The 15,796-nt window shown below is 68.8% G+C and carries 15 protein-coding genes; 4 read left to right on the forward strand and 11 right to left on the reverse strand.

The features are described 5' to 3' along the window. Positions 1–8 precede the first annotated feature (8 nt). The 5 genes from GVY64_RS30475 to GVY64_RS30495 form a co-directional block, all read right to left on the reverse strand. Positions 9–1,274, reverse strand: a complete 1,266-nt coding sequence (locus tag GVY64_RS30475) for a hypothetical protein (protein WP_236567377.1) — start codon at positions 1,272–1,274, stop codon at positions 9–11. 83 nt (positions 1,275–1,357) lie between these two features. Further along, complete coding sequence (locus GVY64_RS30480; RefSeq protein WP_063019218.1) at positions 1,358–2,374, reverse strand: CgeB family protein; 1,017 nt, start codon at positions 2,372–2,374, stop codon at positions 1,358–1,360. Positions 2,375–2,376: 2 nt separating this feature from the next. Then, positions 2,377–3,630 (reverse strand): lipopolysaccharide biosynthesis protein, encoded by a 1,254-nt coding sequence (locus tag GVY64_RS30485; protein ID WP_236567386.1) that lies wholly within the window; start codon positions 3,628–3,630, stop codon positions 2,377–2,379. A gap of 158 nt (positions 3,631–3,788) precedes the next feature. Continuing rightward, positions 3,789–4,919, reverse strand: a complete 1,131-nt coding sequence (locus GVY64_RS30490; protein ID WP_159849041.1) for a glycosyltransferase family 4 protein — start codon at positions 4,917–4,919, stop codon at positions 3,789–3,791. Then, complete coding sequence (locus GVY64_RS30495; RefSeq protein ID WP_159849165.1) at positions 4,916–5,986, reverse strand: glycosyltransferase family 4 protein; 1,071 nt, start codon at positions 5,984–5,986, stop codon at positions 4,916–4,918. The genes GVY64_RS30490 and GVY64_RS30495 overlap by 4 nt, the downstream gene beginning before the upstream one ends. Before the next feature lie 267 nt (positions 5,987–6,253). Here GVY64_RS30495 and GVY64_RS30500 point away from each other — a divergent pair, with 267 nt between their 5' ends. Next, positions 6,254–7,072, forward strand: a complete 819-nt coding sequence (locus tag GVY64_RS30500; RefSeq protein ID WP_159849044.1) for a glycosyltransferase family 2 protein — start codon at positions 6,254–6,256, stop codon at positions 7,070–7,072. Between the two features lie 42 nt (positions 7,073–7,114). On the opposite strand, the gene GVY64_RS30505 is transcribed toward GVY64_RS30500, so the two are convergent. After that, positions 7,115–7,321: a hypothetical protein gene (locus tag GVY64_RS30505; protein WP_159849047.1), complete on the reverse strand. Its 207-nt coding sequence runs from the start codon at positions 7,319–7,321 to the stop codon at positions 7,115–7,117. Between the two features lie 89 nt (positions 7,322–7,410). Continuing rightward, entirely contained in the window at positions 7,411–8,511 is a 1,101-nt protein-coding gene (locus GVY64_RS30510) for a class I SAM-dependent methyltransferase (protein ID WP_159849050.1), read from the reverse strand. 14 nt (positions 8,512–8,525) lie between these two features. On the opposite strand from GVY64_RS30510, the gene GVY64_RS30515 reads away from it, so the two are divergent. Beyond that, on the forward strand, positions 8,526–9,089 hold the full coding sequence (locus GVY64_RS30515) for a dTDP-4-dehydrorhamnose 3,5-epimerase family protein (protein ID WP_159849053.1): 564 nt from the start codon (positions 8,526–8,528) through the stop codon (positions 9,087–9,089). Here the strand turns inward: GVY64_RS30515 and GVY64_RS30520 are convergent. The 4 genes from GVY64_RS30520 to GVY64_RS30535 are packed head-to-tail and all read right to left on the reverse strand — an operon-like array spanning position 9,067 to position 12,807. Beyond that, positions 9,067–10,101, reverse strand: coding sequence for an NAD-dependent epimerase/dehydratase family protein (locus GVY64_RS30520; RefSeq protein ID WP_159849056.1), 1,035 nt, complete (start codon positions 10,099–10,101; stop codon positions 9,067–9,069). The two genes, GVY64_RS30515 and GVY64_RS30520, sit on opposite strands and share 23 nt — an antisense overlap. A gap of 5 nt (positions 10,102–10,106) precedes the next feature. Further along, positions 10,107–10,757, reverse strand: coding sequence for a PIG-L deacetylase family protein (locus GVY64_RS30525; protein ID WP_236567388.1), 651 nt, complete (start codon positions 10,755–10,757; stop codon positions 10,107–10,109). Beyond that, the gene (locus GVY64_RS30530; protein ID WP_159849062.1) at positions 10,754–11,527 is read right to left on the reverse strand and encodes a glucose-1-phosphate cytidylyltransferase; all 774 of its coding nucleotides are present in this window, start codon (positions 11,525–11,527) and stop codon (positions 10,754–10,756) included. Before GVY64_RS30530 ends, GVY64_RS30525 begins: the two co-directional genes overlap by 4 nt. Beyond that, positions 11,524–12,807, reverse strand: a complete 1,284-nt coding sequence (locus GVY64_RS30535; protein WP_159849065.1) for a class I SAM-dependent methyltransferase — start codon at positions 12,805–12,807, stop codon at positions 11,524–11,526. Before GVY64_RS30535 ends, GVY64_RS30530 begins: the two co-directional genes overlap by 4 nt. Before the next feature lie 508 nt (positions 12,808–13,315). On the opposite strand from GVY64_RS30535, the gene GVY64_RS30540 reads away from it, so the two are divergent. Continuing rightward, on the forward strand, positions 13,316–14,776 hold the full coding sequence (locus GVY64_RS30540; RefSeq protein WP_236567378.1) for a sugar transferase: 1,461 nt from the start codon (positions 13,316–13,318) through the stop codon (positions 14,774–14,776). A gap of 186 nt (positions 14,777–14,962) precedes the next feature. Continuing rightward, the gene (locus GVY64_RS30545; protein WP_159849071.1) at positions 14,963–15,790 is read left to right on the forward strand and encodes an alpha/beta fold hydrolase; all 828 of its coding nucleotides are present in this window, start codon (positions 14,963–14,965) and stop codon (positions 15,788–15,790) included. The last annotated feature ends 6 nt before the right edge of the window (positions 15,791–15,796 follow it).

A 15,796-nucleotide genomic window follows, 5' to 3' on the forward strand; every position in this document is an offset into this window, starting at 1 on the left:
CTGCGACCTCATGTCTTCGTAACTGCTGAAGCGTGCGCCGGTGCCGGGAGCGGCGTCGGGCGGCGGCGGAATTCCGTGACGATCAGATGGACGAACCAGGCGAGCACGGCCGACTGCGCGAATTTGCCGAGATTCTCGAAGCTGCCGAGGACGCCGCGTTCGAACAGGGTGGAGGCGCCGGTGATCGCGAGGCCCAGCACCAGGACGGGGAAGTACCGCGAATACAGCGATCGCTCCCAGGCGAGCAGCAGCACGAAGGTGAACACGACGGCGACGACCACGCCCGCCTCGCCGCCGAGCACGTAGCCTTCGTTGACGTTGCCCTCCGCCAAGGACACCGACACGGTGCTCATATCCACCGACGCGCCACGCACGTCGTTCGCCCAAGCCGTGCCGGATTGGAGCTTCTCGGCGCCGAGCACCTGCGCCGGGATCAGGCTGAGGCTCGCGTGGTGCAGTACTTCGCCGGGGGACAACCAGCCGCGTGGGCCGACGAAGTAGGCATCGGTGGCGGCTTCGAGTAGGTCGAAGCGCCGCAGCATACTCAGGAACGGCCGGACGTCCGCCGGGTAGCGGGAGTCGACGAGGGTGGCGTCGAGCGCGGCCGTGCCGGAGTTCTTGAACGACTGCAGCCAGCCGAATCCGGCGACGCCGAGCACGCCGATCAGTGCCACACCGATCGTGGTGCGCCGGTTCCAGCCGAGCATCGAGAACCGTACGGCCAGCGCGAGTGCGGCGGCGAGGATCGGTGTCTTGGACTGCACGGCCGACGACCAGTACAGTTCGCCCGCGAAGAGCGCGCCGAGCACCAGCGCCGTGGTCTGCGGCCGGGCGGGCCGGAGGAAGACGATCATCCCGAGCGCCGCGATCCCGGCGAACGTGGCGACAAAACTGAGCAGGGGGTTGCCGCTGCTCACCTCACCGGCAGCGCCCAGCGATCCGGTGGCCACCGAGGCCGCCCGCCCCAGAAGCCCGAGCGCGTAGAGCGCCAGCAGAGTCGGCATCACGTCGGGATCCGCGACCGCGGCCGGGACGGAGCGAGGCGGGTGCCGACGCCGCCAGAGCGCGTAACCGATCACCAGCAGCGCGTAACACCACAAGCCGAACACGACGTGGTCGAGCACCAGACCGATGCCGCGGTCGTACCCCAGACCAGCCAGCCGGGGGTCGGAGATGTTGTCGCCGTAATGCGGGTCCGGCTGCACCCCGAGCAGCACCAGCGGCCGCGCCACGTAGGACAGCGACCAGAAAAGGGCCTGCGCGATGAAGAACACGCGGGCGATGCCCGGAACCCACAGTGCGGCCGTGGCGACCGTGATCAGTGCGGCCGCGACGGCGGCTACATCGGTGTAGGCGTTCAGTTCCCGACCTCCGCGGCGAGGCCGACGATCTGCCGGGCGCGATCCACGTAACGATGCCCCGCGGCGGTGATCCGCCGGTGCCCGGCCGCCGCGACCTCGGCCGCCCGCTCCGGGTGGGCGGCAACCCAATCGAGAATCGAGACCAGCTCGTCGGTGCCGTCGAACAGGAAGCACTCGACGGTGTCGCGCAACAGGTCGGCGTGTTCGCCGGTGCGTTCACCGACGAACAATCCACCGGCCGCGGGCACCTCGAAGCTACGGCAGGTGTGGGTGTCGCGGTTGCCGGAGTTGAGCAGCACCAGATTGGCTGTCACCTCGGCGATCGCGGCCGAATACGCGGGACCGTACACCGCCCCGCCGACGACGGCGCGGGTGGCGCGCAACTCCGGAACGCGGCGCCAGCCGGGGCCGCGGACCAGCAGGCGCGGTCCGTAGCGGCGTGCCAGGGACACCAGTTCGGCGCGGCGGTCGGGCCGGCACACTCCGATGAAACCGACCAGATAGTCATCGGCGCCGCGGCGCGCCGCCGGATGATGCCAGGCCGGGTCGTAAGCGCTGAGCACGAAACCGGCGGCCCGGGCGCCACGCGCCCGCAACTCCGGCACGTTGTGCTGTTTGGTGGTGACGATCAGGTCCCAGCCGGGTTCCGCGGCCAGGTAGGCGTCGGTGAGGTTCTCGGGGTTGGACACGTCGTCCGGGCTGTAGTGCACGTGCAGTGCGGCGGGCACGTCGAGCAGTCGCTGCTGGTCCAGATGGATCCCCTTGAACACGAACAGCATGTCGGGCCGGAACGTGGCGGCGTTGCGTTCGATCTGGGTGTGTACTCGTTCGATCGTGCGCCGGTCGCGCCGACCGGTCGCCTTCGCGTACACCCACGGTGGCGACAACCTGGCCGGGAGCGTCACCGGTGTGGAGTCGACCACGAGCACGTCATGGCCGGCTTGCCGGAAGCCGTCGGCGAGCGAACGTGCGTTGCTGCCGAGCCAGTCGTCGCCGACGAACAGAATTCTCATGGTCAGGTTTCCTTCCTGGGCACGACAGGCAGCGGCACGGTGTCGGCTTCGGCGTGGTCGCGGCGGGCCAGGAACCGCATCCGCAGCAGATGCCAGGTGGCGACGGTGATTTCGGCCAGCAGCAGGCCGTAGACCAAGGTGTGCACCGAGCGGGTCCAGACGGTCAGCAGCAAAGCGCCGATGGCGACGAGAGTGCCGAGCAGCGCCCCGATCAGGACTCCGGTGGTGTCCTGGCGCACCGGCAGGATGGCCGTGGTGATGAACGAGGTGACCGTCGTGGCGGGCAGGATCAGCACCTCGATCCGCAACAGACCGGTGGACGCGGCGAATTCGGTACCGAAGACCAGCCGGATCAGCAGGGGCGCGGCCAGCCAGATGCCCGCTGAAGCGAGCGCGGCGACGGCGACGGTCACGGCCAGCGCCTGTGTGCTGTACCGCCAGAACCCGAGATGGTCGCCGCGTCGGGCCATACGTGGCAACAGTGCGAAGCCGATGGCGTCGAGCAGTGATTGGACCGCGCGCACCAGGCGGTCGCCGGCCGAGTACAAGCCCAGCGAGACGGCGTCGAGCACGGCCGAGTACAGCGTCGCCGCGCCCTGCCCGTAGCCGGTGACCAGCAACCGGGAGACGAACACCGGCACGCTGCGGCGCAGCACGACGCCGTAATAGCGGGGACGGGCCGGTGCCCCGTACCGGCGCCAGGCATCCCACCATGTCAGTGCCACCGTCGGCACCGAGGACAGCAATAGGCACAGCAAGGCGACGTGCGGGTTCGGCAATTGCGGAAGCAGGCCAACCAGCAACCCGAGGTAGCACAGCCGCCCGACGCTCTGATAGGCGGTGGAGGTGCCGAACCGCCCCTCACCGATCAGCAGCCAGTCCTCCGACAGGGACCAGAAGCCACCGACGAACAGGCCGAGCAGCACCATCTGCGCGGCTTCGGGCACGCGCACGGCAAAGGCTACGGCGAGCGCGACACCGAACAGCGTCGCCGTGGCGAGACGGATGGCCAGATAGTCGCCACGCAGCTGGTTCATCTCCCGCAACCGGGTGTCCCTGCGCGCGTTGATCTCCGGCACGCGGGCGGACAGGAACTGCGTGACGCCCAGATCCACGACGAGCGAGCCGATGAAGTAGGCCGACATGCCGATGGCGAGCAGGCCGAGGCCGTGGGCGCCGAGTACCCGGGCGATCAGCGGCACGGTGACGACCGTGACGATGTACTGACCGTATCTGCCGAAACTCACCAGTGCGATATCGCCGAGTACCTCGAACCGGCTCGGCTTGCTGTGCGCGCCACCACCGCCCGGCCCGCGAGCCCCGTCGGCGCGACGGTGCACCCCGCCGGGACGCCGGGGCAGTTCGACCCGAGGGAAGACGTCGGTGGTCAGCGTGGCGAGGTAATCGGGTTCGGTCACGGCGGCGCCACCTCGTCGAGGAAGCGGGTGACCACGCGTGCCGTGGTGCCGATGTCGAAGTCGCGGGCGCGGTCGGCGCCCGCGGCGGCGATCCGGGCGCGCGCGGCCGGATCGCCGAGCAGTTCGGTGAGAGCCGCGGTGAGCGCGGCTTCGTCACCGGCGGGCACCAGGCGGCCGGTACGCCCGTCGGCAATGATCTCGGCTGGGCCGCCGGGCACCGTCGCGATCACCGCGCAGCCTGCGGCCATGCCTTCCACAACCACCTGCCCGAACGGCTCGGGCAGCACCGAGCAGTGCACGAGCACGTCGGCCTCGGCGAGATACCGGTGGGGGTCGTCGACGTGACCGGTGAACGTCACGGCCAGGCCGAGTTCGTCCGCGAGTCGTTCCAGGTACTGCCGGAAGGGTTGTTCATCGAAGAACGTCCCGCCGACGAGGTACACCGCCGCGGGCCGGGTCGGCACCGCCGCCAAGGCACGCAGAAACACGTCCTGGCCTTTCCAGGGACTCAGCCGTCCCACGACGACCACGACCGCATCGGCGGCCGCGCGGGTGCGGGGAAGCGGCGGTGTGGCGGGCAGGGCGACGCCCGGGTACGCGACGACCACCGGGATGCGCGCGGGCAATGTCTCCCGGGTGCCCTGACTGTTGGCGAGCAGTCCCCGGCAGAACAGAGCGGCCAGCAGCCGGATAGTGGTGGCAGGGAGCAGGCCGAAGTAGTCCCGGGAGACTCGGTCGTGGACCTGCCAGACGAGGGGCACCCGGGCGCGGCGGGCCGCGACCGCCCCCAGCACCAGCGCCTTGGTGCTCTCGGCGACCAGCACCCGGGCGCGCAAGTCGCGGACCGCACCCCCGACCGCCCAGCCCAGCCGCAGCAACGCGAGAAACCCGCTGATCAGCCGCAACGGGCCGGACCCGATGGTCATCGCCCGGCTGTCGAATCGGCCGGTCACGACACGGGTGTCGATCCCCGCGTCGCGGGCACGAGCCATCACCGGGCCGTCCTCGGTGCACACCAGCGCCACTTCGGCGCCATGCGCGCGCAGCGTGCGCAGCAGCCGCAGGGTGGCCAATTCAGCCCCGGACGGCGCGGCGGTGTGGCCGAGGAAGACCGCGGGCCCATTCATCCGAGCTCCCGATACAGCGCGGCGTGCCGCTGGGCGGCCGCATGCCAGCTGAAGGTCTCCGCGTGGGCGCGGCACTGCTGCGGCGTCGGCCGGCAGCCGAAGATCGCCGCGCTGATCCGAGCCGCGAGCGCGGCGGGGTCGCCGGGCGGCACGATCAACGAGGGATCCAGGCCCCGCACGGCGTCGGGCAGACCGCCGCACCGAGTGACCACCGGCGCCCGGCCCGCGGCGAGCGACTCGAGGGCGATCAGGCCGAATCCCTCCAGGGCCACCGTCGGCACCACGGTCAGCGCGGCGGAGGTGTAGCGGGCGGCGAGTTCCTGGTCGGGAATCCGGCCGGTGAACTCGACGCTGCCGTCGAGCCCGCCCTCGATGGCTCCGCGCCGGAGATCCGCCTCGGCGCTGCCGGTTCCGACGATGACCAGACGAGCCTCCGGGTGCTCGGCGAGCACCCAGGGCCACGCGCGCAGCAACACATCGATGCCCATCCGGCGCTCCAGCCGCCGCACACACAGGACGACCGGCGGGGACGCGGGGACCGGGGCGGCTCGGAACCGGGTGAGATCGACTCCGGGCGCGATCACCTCGACGCGATCGGACGGGATGCGGTAGTCGTCGCACAACACAGTGCGGAAGTGATCGGAAAGCACGACGAAACGATCCGCGCAAACGTAACGCAAACGTTCGATGAGGTATTTGGCGAAAGCTGCGGCGGGATGCTGTCCGTGCATTCGGCTCTCCGCCGCCCACGGACCGTGGAAATGCACGACCAGCGGTAGCCGTCGACCACGCCGGTCTCTGGCGGCCGGGCCGTAGAGGCAGAAGTGGCGATCCACGACGGTGCCGGGGTCCAACGCATCGCGAGCGCAGAACGCGGTGCGGGCGCGGCGCAGTGTCGACCCGCCGACCGGCCCCCAGGACCGGGTACCGGCAACCGTCCGGTCGGGCGGGCCGAAGGCGGCGGCAGACAACGAAATCCCAGGAACGTCCAGCAATGCGCCGTGCAAATCCGTGAAGTATCGGCCCAGGCCGCCGGGCGCGGCGCCGAACCATTCCGATCCGGTCATGTGCACCCGCACCGCGTCGGAAGCGCTGATCACGACCCGGCCCCCTCATCCCACATGCCACACCCGTGGAGTCATCGGCCGAACTCGTTTACGGCCGGGAAGTATAGGGCTGACCACCGGTTTCGCCCTTCTCACGCAGATGCGCGGTATCCGATATTCGGCACCGGTCGGCACGGGTCCGGATGCCGACCCGGAGCGAAATATGGCATAGTTCGGGCAATTACGGGGCAATGTCCGATTGCGGTTCTGACAAAAAGGCGGCTGGCGATGCGGAAACTGTCGGTGTGCGTGCCGGCCTACAACGCGGAACGAACGCTCTCCGCGACCCTGGATTCGGTACTGGCCCAAGACCTCGATTTCGAAGTCGTGATCCTCGACAACGCGAGCACCGACCGCACCGGCGACATCGCGCGGGCGCGGCGCGATCCGCGGGTGCGTGTCCTGCGCAACGATCGCGTACTGCCGATCGGCGCGAATTGGGACCGGGCGATCCGGGAATCCACCGGGGACCTCGTGAAGGTGGTCTGTGCCGACGACCTCCTGCGTCCCGGCACCCTCGCCGCGCAGTCGGCGGTGTTCGACGACGACGCGATCGCGTTGTGCGCGGGCAGGTTCGACGTGATCGACGAGTCCGGCGACCTGCTCGAGACCGGGCTGGGGCTGCCGCAGCTGATCGGCAGGCACGGCAGCCGCCGGCTGGCCCGGGTGATCGTGCGTCGCGGGGCGGCCGACTTCGGCCCCACCGCGGCCGCCATGTTCCGGCGTGCCGACTACGACGCCGTCGGCGGACTGCGCGGCGACCTCGTATTCCCGATGGATGTGGACCTGTTCGCCCGCGTCGGCAGCCGCGGCGCTTTCCTCGGGCTCGACGACATCGTGGCCGCCTGGCGGAACTCCTCGTTCAACCTGTGCAGTCGCACATCGACCCGCAGCAAGCTCACCGAGCAGCTGCGATTCCATCATCGGCTGGGCGCCGATCACCCGGAGCTCGTCGGTCCGGCCGACGTGCTGGCCGGTGACATGCGCCTGGTCCGGGCCTTGGGGACGCGGCTGCGGGTGCGCGCGCGGGCCGCGGTCGGTCGCTGAACAAGACCGCGGTTGCTGCTGTCCGGTAGTGGCCACCGCCGTTCACACCGTCGCGGCCGGACCGTCGACATCGCCGCTCGGCGACATCGGTTCGGCGCGGCGGCGCCCACGCACCGGTCCGATCGCTTCGATGCCGGCGGCGAGCACGAGACCGCCGGACCGGTCGGCCACGACCATCGGCGCCATGGCCGGTGCGACCGCGTCGGCCGGTGAATGCGGCTGTCGGCGCATCCGAGAGGTGGTGTTCATCGGTACTGCTGTCCTCGCTCGGGAATTGCCGGCCGGGTGCGGCGCGGGGAATGTGGTCGTCGGGGCGGAGTCACACGGTCGGGGGTCGGTCATTTACTCCCCCTTCTGGGTCCGCACGGATCGTCCACGAACCAGCGACCGTCGAGTTCTGGAAGTTCGGTCGACACTTCATCCAGTAGGTCGGGCAGCGTCAACAGCACCCGGTCGGGCGCTGCCGCGATCAGATCCTGCGGGCTGATGATCGGGATGTCGGTGCCGGGCATCCGGCGTCCCCGTTTGGCGGGTGCGGCGTCGGCGACTCCGGCGACAAGTCCCTGGTGCGCACCGGCCAGCGACAGCAGGGCAACCGCCCGGGACGCGGCGCCGTAGGCGTAGACGCGCTGTCCGGCCGCGGCCGCATCGATCAGCCAGTTCCGCAGCGCGCGCACATGGTCGTCCACGAACCGCTGGAGCCGATGCAGCGATTCCGGGGTGACGAGTTCGCGTTCGCGGGCCAGGATCTCGCGCACGGCGCGGTCCGGCTCGGTAGGGCTGCGCCGAGCTGCTACCAGCACCGTCCCGCCGTAGAGGTCGAACTCCCACGCGGCGGTCACGCCCATGCCCGCGGCAGTGAGCGCCAGGCTCAGCGCATGCAGGGAGTAGTACGCGAAATGCCCGTGCCGCAACGCGTTCCACTGCCGTTGTGCCACGATGGCGGCCAGCGAGTGGAACTGCAGCAGGAGCAGCCCGTCCGGCGCGGTGGCCGCGGCTCGTGCGGCGAACGCGGCCCGCTGGTCGGGTTCGTGCATGATGCCGAAACAGTCCACGACCAGGTCCGCCCGCGCCGCGTCGGCTTCGGTGCAGCCACGCTCGGCCAGCACCGGCAGCCAGGAACCACCGTGCGGACTACCGAACTCGATGACCGTGTGCCCCCGCAGCAGGCCGGCCGCGTCGACCCGGGCAATCGCATCGGCCGCTTGATCGCGCAGGGCCCGCGGCTCCACGCCACGGGGTTCGGCAGCCACGGTGTCGTCTTCGGCGAGCTGCGCCAGCTCGCAGTGCGGGCACCGCACCATCCGCAGCGGGTGCGTGGTCTCCGCCGGTGTCACCGGCAGGCCCGCGGGCGGGAAATCATCGGCTGCGGGCACCGTCCCGAGATCGAGGACGGTGTGCAGAACGGCGCCGGAGCAGGCGCGGCAGCGGGCGGTCATGACACGATGTCGGTGTGCGTATCGAGCGGACCGACCTGGTCGACGTGGTGGTGCTGGTCCCAGCGCCCGTCCGGGACGACCGTGGCCTGTTCACCAGGACCTTCGATGCCGCGGAATTCGACTCCCATCTGGGAATTCCGGGGTTCTCGGCGGGGTTCGTGCAGGACTCGCAGTCCCGGTCGCACCGCGGGGTGGTGCGCGGCATGCACGGCCGGTCCGGGCGCGGGGAGGCCAAACTGGTGCGCTGCGCACACGGCGCGGTGCATGACGTGCTGGTCGACATCCGGCCGTCGTCGCCGACGTTCGGCCGGACGCAGGCGTTCCGGCTCGACGACGAGGAGTTCCGGCACCTGTATGTGCCACCGGGCTTTCTGCACGGATTCCAAGCACTCACCGACACCGCAGATGTGTGCTATCGCATCGATCGGCCGCACGATCCTGCGGAGGATCTCAGCGTCGCCTTCGACGATCCGGACTTGGCGATCGCCTGGCCGCTGCCGGTGACGGCGGTGTCGGATCGCGACGCGAACGCCGGACGATGGAGCCATCTGCGGGCTATCCTGTCACCGGCGCGGTGACCGCACGCAGTCGCGGGTCCAGAGCGCCGGACGCTCGCAGCCGCTGCAGCCGCGCGAGCCGGGTGAATCGCTGGGAGAACGCCTCTTCGGTGAGGCCACGCTCGGTGTACTCACGGTAGAGTTCGGCGGCGCCGTCAGGCACCGACCACTGCGCCTCGAAACCGAGCACCGCGCGGGCGGCGGAGAAGTCGACCCGGTAGGAGCGGGGGTCGGCGCCGGTCTCCCCGGTGATCAGCAGTCGCGACCCCGGCACGGTGGCCACCACCGACTCGGCGATCTCGGCCACGGTGAGATTGTTTCGCTCCGTGCCGATGTTGAACGCCCGGCCTGCGACGGCCGACGCCGGTGCGGTGAGGCAACGTTCGAAGGCCGCCGCGATGTCGCGGGCGTGGACCAGCGGCCGCCAGGGCGTGCCGTCGGAGAGCACCTTCACCGTACCGGTGAGGACGGCGTGTCCGACAAGGTTGTTGAGCACGATGTCAGCGCGCGGACGAGGGGAGAATCCGAACGCGGTGGCATTGCGCAGGAAGACGGGAACGAAGTCGTCGTCGGCCAGCGCCGCGACATCGTCTTCGACGCGCACCTTCGACTCGGCGTAGGGGGTGATCGGCCGCAGCGGCGCCGACTCGGTCACCAGTTCGTCTCCGGCGGCACCGTACACCGAGCAGGTGGAGGCGTACAGGAACCGGGACACACCGGCTTCTTTCGCGAGCCGAGCCAGGCGCACCGAGGCGCGATGGTTTATCTCGTGGGTGACTTCCGGCGCGAGCGCGCCCAGCGGATCATTGGACAGCGCGGCTAGATGGACGACCGCATCGATGCCGCGAAGGGCGTCGATCTGCACCGATCGCAGGTCGACGCGCAGGCCCTCCGGATCGCCGGCGAACTCACCGAGCAGGCAGTCGGCGAACCAGCCGGTGTCGAGCCCGACGACCTCGTGCCCGGCGGCTTGGAGTATCGGGACCATGACGGTGCCCAGATATCCCTGATGCCCGGTGACCAGGACTCGCATCGTTGTCACTCCTTTTCCCATGAGATCACGGCCTTGTCCACCACGAAGGCTTCGGCGTACTCGCTGCGGCACTGCACGCCGCGGATCCGCGCGGAGGCCAGGAACGCGGTTTCGTCGAACCAGTCGCGCCCGGTCTGCGATGGGTAATACCGGTGCAGCAGTCGCGATTTCCGCTGGACCAGTTCCGCGTCGACCGGGTGGAATACGGTCGGCGCCGGTGTGTCGACCTCCGCCTTGAGGATCTCGTAGCCGAGGATCAGGTGGTCGCGGAACTCGGTCGGCACCAGCTTCGCGAGCGTGCGGTGATCCTGGTGCGCGTCGCCCGGTTGCGGGGCGAACACCAGGTCCGGTTCACCCGCACGGCGAAACTCCGCTACGGCCGTCTTGATCCGATCCCAGTGCGCCGGTGCGCGTCCGTCCGGGACGTCGAGCACCGTCACTTCCGGTGTCCGTCCCGAGCAGAAGGCGGTGAGCGCCGCCCGTTCTTCCCGCTCGCGCTCGGTGCCTGCGCCGGAAAGGACCAGAGCGCGCACCCGCATACCCGGATGGGCGCTGGTCAGCGACAGCAGTGTGGCTCCCATGCCGATCGGGATGTCATCGCAATGCGCGCCGAGCAGGGCGATCTCGGCGGGTCGCGGGGGAAGCAGAGCGATCACTGCTCCCACACCATCCATGGCCGGTGTCCGCTGCGGTAGGCCGCATCGAGTTCGGCGCGCTCCTTGAAAGTATCTGCCGGTTTCCAGAATCCGTCGTGGCGGTAGCCGAACAACCGGCCCTGGCCCGCGAGCGTCCCACAGGCGTCCTCAACCAGATCGCCACCTGGTGGCAGCAGGTCGAATATCTCCCGGCCGAGCACGAAGTAGCCGCCGTTCTCCCACAGGGGCATACGCGCCACGGGAACGATGTCCTTGACCTCGCCGGTAGCACTGAGGTCCACGCAGTGGAACGACGATTGGGGTGGCACCACCAGCAGAGATGCCGCGGCCCCCGAAGCGTGGAACTGTCTGATCATCTCGTCCAGGGGAGCGTCGGTGAGGACGTCCGCGTAGTTGGCCAGGAAGTACTGGTCGTCGCCGAGGTGCTCGCGCACCCGGCGCAATCGCTCTCCGATGGCCGACTCCACGCCGGTATCGACGAAAGTGATCGTCCAGTCGTCGATATCGCTGCCGAGCAGTTCGACCCGGCCGTTGCGGATCACGAAGTCGTTGGACGCCGACTCACGGTAGCTGAGGAAGAAATTCTTGATGTGCTCGGCGCCGTATCCGAGGCACAGGATGAATTCGGTGTGACCGTAGTGCGCGTAGTACCGCATCACGTGCCAGAGCAAGGGGCGGGGTCCGACGAGTTGCATCGGCTTGGGCACCATGTCATCGGTGCCGCCGCGCATGCGCATGCCGTAGCCACCGCAGAACAGGACGACTTTCATCGGCGCCGGTTTCCTTTCGACTCGGCTCCGGCCGGCCGGGTCGGGGCCGGGCAAGCCGGGTCGACCACGTGCAGCTCGGGCAAGGGGTAAGCGAGCTGACCGCCCCACTCGGCGACATGCCGCAGCTGTGCGGTGATCTCGTGCTCGAGATTCCAGGGCAGCACCACGACCACGTCCGGACGATCGGCGTCGAGCCGGGCCGGCGGGTGGATCGGGATTCGCGTCCCCGGAGTGAATCTGCCGTGTTTGTAAGGATTGCGGTCGACGGTGTACTCGAGTAGGTCGGGCCGGATCCCGCAATAGTTGAGCAGTGTGTTGCCCTTGCCCGGCGCACCGTATCCGACGACGCGTCGGCGCCGGCGTCGGCAGTCGAGCAGGAACCCGAGCAGCTCATGCCGCACGGACTCGGCACGCTGCCGCAGCGATGTGTAGCCGTCCGCCGAGTGCAGTCCCGCGGACCGCTCGAGTTCGAGCACTTCCCGCACCCGGTCGCTCACCGCCGCCACGGCGGCATCGGGGCGCACCCACAGCCGGATCGATCCGCCGTGCGTCGGCAACTGCTCGACGTCGACCACGGTCAATCCCGCGACAGCGAGCGCACGTTGTGCCGAAAGCACGGTGTAGTACTGGAAATGCTCGTGGTAGATGGTGTCGAACTGGCCGAGCCCCACCAAGTTCAGCGCATGGTGCACCTCGATGGTCAGCATGCCGTCGTCCGCCAGCAGGACGCGTAGCGCACGGGTGAATCCGCGCAGATCCGGGATATGGGCATAGACGTTGTTGGCGACCACGAGATCCGCGGGGCCGTGTTCGGCGCGGATCCGGCGAGCCGAATCCTCGTCGAGGAAGGTGGTTTCGGTGGGTACGCCCGACTCGCGAGCCGCTGTTCCGACGTTGACCGAAGGCTCGATGCCCAGGCATCGGATGTCGCGGTCCACGACGTGACGGAGCAGGTAACCGTCATTGCTGGCGACTTCCACCACGAAGGAGTCCCTGCCCAGTCCCAGCCGGGCGGTCGCGGTGTCGACGAACTCGCCCGCGTGGCGGACCCAGCTGTCGGAGTAGGAGGAGAAGTAGGCGTATTCGGTGAAGGTCTCCTCCGGTGTGATCAGCGCCGGAATCTGCAGCAGCAGGCAGTCGACGCAGACCCGCAAATGCAAGGGGTAGGTCGGCTCCGGCAGATCGAGCTGGGCGGCGGTGAGGAACGATTCGCACGGCGGCGTGGCGCCGAGATCCAGAACGCTGGACAGTCTGCCGGAGTCACAGAGTCGACAGCGCACAGATCCGATCCTTTGCTCGAAACGTCCCGGCCCCGTCGGAACGCTTGTCGCGGCGCACGGAAGCAGAAGCTGCCCGGCGTATCACGAGATGCGCGCGACGAGAACGTCATTCGTGGTACGGGCCGCACTGTCGCGACCGTCAGCGTACCGACGGCAATATCGGCTGGATTACAGATCAGCGTTACAAACTGTGATATAGAGCACATTCCATATTCACCTTCATGGTGTTATTCCCGATGCGTATCGAGATCGGTCGCCGAGGCGATTCGGATCAGTTAACATCCCGATCGCGCTGCTTCGCGCATACGTTCCGATCGGCGAGAGACGTTGTGACACTTGCCGATCAAGTGCCGATGAAGCGCTCGGTAGAGGCGGTCGGGACGCTGCCGGGAAAGACGATCTCCGGATCGGGTAGCAATTCCACCGTTGCCCCAGGAGGGGTGTTCTCTTGATGAAATCCAAGGCTGTCCCGGAATGGAATGGGACCGCCGAATCCCCACGATCCTTCGTGGCTCCACCGATTACGGTCTCGACCCGTAAGGCCTGGCGATCGGAGTATGTACGTCGTGTCACCATCACCGATTTCGCCGCCGTTTCCATCGCCGTGGGTAGTGCGCAGCTGATTCGCTTCAATGGCGGTGGCGCTCCGCCGCTGGCCTGGGAGGGGCCGTACCGGGTCGGTTACACGGTGGTATCGGGCGTGCTCGCCTTGGGCTGGTTCGCGATCCTCGGCAGCGCGGGTAGCCGCGCGCCGCAACTGGTCGGCAGCGGTGTCGAGGAGTTCCGGCGGCTGTTGTCGGCGACCATGCACTTGTTCGGCGTACTGGCACTCATGTCGCTGGCACTCGAAATCGATTTCGCCAGAGGTTATCTCGCGATCGCCTTTCCGGCCGGCGTCCTCGCGGTGGTCGGTGGACGACTGTGGTGGCGTCATCAGCTTGCCAGGGAACGCCGCCGGGGACGCCATCGGTCGGCCGTACTCGTGGTCGGCACCGCCGACGCGGTCGCTGCGATGACCGTGGCGTTCGCCGCGGACCCGGGCGCAGGTTACGACGTCGTCGGCGCCTGCGTGCCGGGTGGGCAATCAGGCGATGCGCCGCTGGCTTTCGCCGGCGGTACGGTGGCGGTCGTCGGTGACGACAGCGCCGTGCTGCGAGCGGTCCTGCACACCCACGCCGACACCGTCGCCATCGGTCCCACCCGGCATCTCGGTCCCACCGAGCTGCGCAGACTCGCTTGGGAACTCGACGCGCTGGGAGTCGAGTTCATGCTGGCGCCAGGGGCGATCGACATCGCCATATCCCGGCTGACCAATCGGCAGGTCGCGGGGATGCCGATGATGCACATCGCCGAGCCGCAGTACCAGCGGGCTCGGTCGGTCAGCAAAACGGCCTTCGACATCGGTTTCGCGACAGTGTGCGTACTGCTGCTCCTGCCGGTGTTCCTGGCGATCGCGATCGCGGTGAAGACCACCAGCCGCGGCCCGGTCTTCTACCTGTCGGAACGCATCGGCCGATACGGCCTGCCGTTCCGCATGATCAAGTTCCGCAGCATGTACGACGACGCCGACCGGTATGCCGAGGCCTTGATCGCACAGCAGGGTGGAAATCCGGTCTTCTTCAAGATGAAGGTCGACCCCCGGGTCACGCCGGTCGGGCGCTTCCTGCGCAAGTACAGTCTCGACGAACTTCCGCAGTTCCTCAACGTTCTGCGTGGCGACATGAGCGTTGTCGGGCCACGGCCGCAGGTGCGGCGGGAAGTCGACACCTACGACCACATGACGCGCCGACGCCTGCTAGTGAAGCCTGGGCTGACCGGCTTGTGGCAGGTCAGTGGCAGGTCGGACCTCCCGCTCGAGGACGCGGTGCGACTCGACCTGTCCTACGTGGAGAACGTGTCCATGAGGATGGACCTGCGGCTCATCGCGCGCACGGTCGGTGTCGTAGCGCGAGGTGAGGGAGCGTACTGACGCCGTGGGGCGGTGGTCGCGAAGTGCCTGCCATCGCCCGCGCTGGGGCGGGCTGCCGAGCTTCGCCGCCGTGAAATCCCTTTCTTAAGCCGGATATCCACCGATCATGCGGGGGACGCACGGTGTCAGCGGCCGTATCAGGCGAGTGTCAGCGTGGTGTCAGGCCGGACGCCGACAGTGGTTCTCATGACGAACAACAGCACCTCCTCCACCGCTTCGAAGTGGACCGGCATGGTGCCGGTCGACGATACGGCCCTGGCCGTCACCGACACCGGCGGGCGCGGCATCCCCGTGGTCTACTGCAATGGCCAGTTCGCCACTCAGGGGTACTGGCGGCGGGTCATCGCCGAGCTCGGCCCCGAATTCCGGCACATCACCTTCGACGAGCGGGCTCGCGGCAAATCGCGGCGTTCGGCGGACTATTCCTTCGAGGCCGCGGTGCGGGATGTCGATGCCGTCCTGGCCGCGCGTGACGTGGACCGGGCGTTGCTGGTCGGCTGGTCCTACGGGGCAGTCGTCGCGGCGCACTGGGCCGCCCGGAACCCGGACCGTGCCATGGGCGCGGTGCTGGTCGACGGCGCGTTCCCCTACGACTGGCTCGACCAGGCCATGGAGCAGCGGATCCGCAAGCTGTTCAAGCGGCTGGGCTGGTTCACACCGCTGCTGCGCCCGACCGGCCTGACCCCGCGGATGACCGCCGAACAGATGGCCGAAAGCAATATCGAACTCGGCAGACTCTCCCGCGAACGCGAGCTGGGTCCCGTGCTGGACGAGATCAGCGTGCCGTTGCGGTATGTGGTCGCTTCGGGGACGTCGTTCGGAAGCCGCGGCGACGAACAGGAACGGGTCCGCTCCGGGCTCGACGCGGTGTGCGACCGCAACCCGAACATCCGCATCAGCGCGAAGGTCGCCAGCAACCACGGCGCGCTCCTGCGCAAGGATTTCCGCGCCATCGCCCAGGCTGTCCGCGAGACCGCAGCGGCCCACGATCAGCAGGGTTCGCCGAGCCGCTGACCGACC

It is taken from the genome of Nocardia sp. CY41 (genome assembly GCF_009829325.1).
In the GTDB taxonomy this organism is placed as follows: Bacteria; Actinomycetota; Actinomycetes; order Mycobacteriales; family Mycobacteriaceae; genus Nocardia.